The 4279-nt window shown below is 29.4% G+C and carries 3 protein-coding genes; all 3 read left to right on the top strand.

The annotated features are described in order from the left end of the window. The first annotated feature begins 564 nt into the window (after positions 1–564). Positions 565–993: a DNA cytosine methyltransferase gene (locus tag KPL37_RS19055; protein WP_216151652.1), complete on the top strand. Its 429-nt coding sequence runs from the start codon at positions 565–567 to the stop codon at positions 991–993. Between the two features lie 349 nt (positions 994–1342). Beyond that, a complete protein-coding gene (locus KPL37_RS19050) occupies positions 1343–3514 on the top strand; it encodes a DUF2357 domain-containing protein (RefSeq protein ID WP_216151650.1) in 2172 nt (723 codons plus the stop codon). A gap of 367 nt (positions 3515–3881) precedes the next feature. After that, positions 3882–4238, top strand: coding sequence for a DUF1016 N-terminal domain-containing protein (locus KPL37_RS20475; RefSeq protein ID WP_216151651.1), 357 nt, complete (start codon positions 3882–3884; stop codon positions 4236–4238). Positions 4239–4279 lie beyond the last annotated feature (41 nt).

Below are 4279 nucleotides of genomic sequence, written 5' to 3'. Positions count from 1 at the left end.
TCTTCAGAATACCCAATTTTACTCACCATGATATCTTTCCCCTTTCGTAAAGCCTATACTGTATAATATACTATATTTCTCTCTACGACAACTATCTTAACACATAGGGGATAAAGGGTATGCTAATATGGAAATGTTAAATGAATTAGGTCTTCAGCATATTCAAATTAGACAATTACCGGCAATTAATATGTATGGGTACTATCTTAAGGGTGAAAAAATAGATATTTCTTTACTTAAGTTATAGGTTAGGGTTTGGAGGAGGTTGCAAACAACAACTTCAAGTTATTATTATGTCTCCTGAGCTACTTCAGGTAATTATAATTCAATTAATAATAAAGCATATAAATTATTCGTGTAAGAAGTATTCCAGTTAATGAGCACTGGAATACTCTTTTGACATTACTGATATTTAGTTTGATATGAGCCATAGAATAATTAAGTTAATTAATTTTTAATTTTCATTACTATACAGTAGAAATTGATATTAATGCTATTAGTGATTTAGAGGAATTGAACCAGAACAAGCAGTTAACTATTATGACAAAGAAAATAATGATTTAGATACTAAATGCCTCATACTTTTTTGTTTTAACAGAAATATATAATCATACTAAAACGAGTTCAAGACAAATAGCGATTAGTAGGTTTAGGCAGTTAACCGAAGGTCAAAATTTTCACAATTTAAAGAAAGAAAATCAAAGCACCTATGCTAACCCCAAAAGGACACAGGATACTATATATAAAAGGTTAAAGTATGACACCCAATGCGGGACTGTTGTCAATGTAAGAAAATCTATGTGCATTCACCCCAAAGTTGATAGAGTATTAAGCATACGAGAGGCTGCAAGATTGCAATCATTCCCACATTCATATATTTTTAAAGGTACAAAGGATGCGCAATACCAACAAGTTGGGAATGCAGTTCCACCCTTACTAGGAAAAGCAATTGCTGAAGCAGTATTGGAAGTGCTAGAAGGTAAAAATATATAAAATCTAATTCAAGAAAGAAATAACTGCTATGTATCTACTAATGAGTCATGTAAGGTGACTAAGGAAATAAGTTCGCTAGTAGCTTCTAATTAGGGTAATTGGCAAAGAGTCAAAAATCCTTGGTAGATATAAATCAAATAAAAATACATACGGTTGTATTCATTTTTCATTAAAATATGAGATGTATTAAAAAAAACTAGAAATACTTTCTTTGTTATAGCAAAAATCATTTCAGATAATAGCGAAATCATAAATGTCAGTGGAACTCAAGTTAAACCCTGTTTTAATGAAAATGTTACATTCCAGATAATTTTAGAAAATAAGATGACTATAATTATGAAGTATACACATGGGTAGCAATTTTAATAATAAGTTTCAAAAAATAAGTAATTGTTACATTGGAATGGTGGATTTTTCGTCAGATATTGGTTTGTCTAATTTTATAATTAATAAAGATGGAAAAGATATATTATCTATAGACATAGAAGTGTTTCCGTCTAAAATTGATTATCAAAAGGATTATATGGATATTATGAATGAAGTAAATGACGAGATATATTCTTTAGCATTTGCACTTATGGGTAAAACTTATTTAGAAACTAGGCTGGTGGATACTAAGCATCAAACCAATGCAGAATTTATTAGCATTCTGAAATGTATATTTGATGATTTAGAAAGAGCTATCAAAAGAATTATATCAAATCCTAAGCATAATGTAGAAACTATAGAGTCTATAAGAAGAGTAGAAAAATCAAGGGTACCTTCACGTAATACAATAGCTTACCTAAGAAAACATTCAGGAGTTCTCGTAGAAAATCAAAAGGGATTTATTAAGGGAAAAGATAAAAATTATATTGCAACTATGGTGGTGGATAAAAGAAAAATCACAACTATAGATATATATGAAAATAGATTTGTTAAGTACATGATAACTAATATTATAAAAAGACTAAATGTTGTTGTGAAAAATATAGTTATAAATATGATCAGTAATAAAGCCAATAACAATGTTGATAATACTGATCATAAAGTGGATTTATACAAGTTTTTAAAAAATAAGATATCTATATTAAACAAACATTTAAAGAATGGATTTAGTAATGTTAGCAATCTTACAGGCAAAAAGACTATGAGCTTAGTTTTTCAGATGGCTCCAGGTTATAGAGAAGTTTACAAAAAGTATATTATGCTAAGTAAGGGACTAGCTTTAGGAGATGGACTTTATCAGATGACTCCTAAAAAACTGTATCAGCTATATGAAATGTGGTGTTATATGAAAATACATCATATTCTAAGTGATCTAGGTTATTCGGTAGAGGAATACGGAATATTAAAGTATAAGGATAATGGCTTCTACTTAACATTATCCCAGGATTCGCAGGCTAAGATGATTTATTCTAATAATAAGAATAGGTTAGAGCTATGGTATAACAAGTCATATTCATCTCCAACGACAAATCAAAGACCAGATACTGTACTTAATATTAGAAATCTAAATAATAAAGATGACAATAGAATCTATATATTTGATGCCAAGTATAGAATTTATGTGGATGAGAAGGGAATCATAGGCCCAGTTGAAGATGATATAAATGTAATGCATAGATATAGGGATGCAATAGTATCAAAGCTTAGTAACAAGGTTCAATTTAAATATGATACTTTTGGAGCTTATGTTATGTTTCCTTATGGAGATGAAGAGAAGTTTAAGTATCATAACTTTTATAAGAGTATAGGAGAAGTTAATATAGGAGCTTTTCCTATGCTGCCGGGAAGTACTAAGTTAATTACAAAACAGTTAAAGAAAATAATAGAACAATCCCCACTCGATGCAAGAAATGATAGAGTAGTTATAGATGAATATGATGACTATGGTAAGTTTAAGCATTTGAATGTAATGATTGTTAATGTGAAGAATAAAGAGCATTTGAAAGAGTATAAAGAAAATTTGTTTTATCATATTCCAATAGCAAGATTAAAAGAGGTTAGAGACTCAGTTGAGTATTTAGCATTTTACCAATCAATAGAAAGCTTCAAAGGTGAGGGTGGAGTAAGATATTATGGAAAGATTAAAGAATGTTTAGAATATAAGAGAAAAGACTGCACTGAGCTTAAAGCAAGAGCTGGTACGCAGGATGATATGTATTTAAGAATTAACTTAGAATCTATAGAAGAAGTTGATAACATAGTCCCAATTCAAACAGGAACTAGACTTGTAACTTATACAACTTTGTATCTTTTGAAAAATGCAGAAAATACTCATGAGCTAAAAGTAGGAAGCAGCTTAGAACTTCAGGTATATAAAATATTAAAAAAGGTAGCAAAAGATAAGGATATAAAAATCAAGAAAATAGATAAAGATAAGGATGTAAAGACTAGTAAGAAAGATAAAGTGAGGGAGTATATTATTGGGGATGTGAAGGTAGAAATAGTAGATGGAAATATTATAAAAGTTAATGGTGTGGAAACTGTTTTAAGAGGACTAGAAGGGAAGATTTTAAGTGGTATGGTTAATTCGTAATTGAAATTTTTTTGGTGATGGTTTATCTTTATTTATAGAATCTTAGTTATAGTGCTTATGTAAATAGTGCATAAGGTAAGGAAAGAGGATATAATAAAGGTAATTAGAAAACTAATAGCTAGTGCAAATATATGCAAAAACAAACAAGGTGAAAAGTGGTCTACGTAGGAATCAACAGTAGTGTATGAAATTTGTTTTTATAATCCTATTAACAATTAATTCGACGAAGGAGTATTATACAGTGAGAAAATTATAGAGGATGCGGAGGACGATTATGTCAGGTAGCTTAGATAAAACAATAGTATTAGAGATAAAGCAAATAATAAATAATGCAAGAGAGAATGTTGCAAGGTAGGTAAATAACGAGATACTTTTAGCTTATTGGCAAATTGGAAAAATTATAGTTGAGTTTGAACACGATAAAAAATTTGATAACACAACAAGTAGACAATTGATTTTGAATTTATCTAAATATCTTACTAAGGAATTAGGAAAGGGATTTTCACGTTCCAATCTATTTAATATGAGAAAGTTTTATTTATTGTATAAAAGTGTCCAGTCACTGACTGGACGAATAAGTTGGTCACATTATTGTGAACTCCTATCTATTTCAGATGATGCTGCAAGGAGTTTTTATGAAAAGGAATCTATCAATTCGGAGTTTGTCAACATAGTTGTCGCAATTTCTATTTCTAACATTTTTATGACGATGACTCTTCTATAATAAGAAGTTCTTCTTCTTTTATTGGATTCAAAGATACATAT

It is taken from the genome of Clostridium frigoris (genome assembly GCF_018861865.1).
GTDB classification, from domain to species: Bacteria; Bacillota; Clostridia; order Clostridiales; family Clostridiaceae; genus Clostridium_AD; species Clostridium_AD frigoris.
The sequence above is the reverse complement of the archived record's forward strand: the minus strand, read 5'-3'. Positions and strand labels throughout refer to the sequence as shown.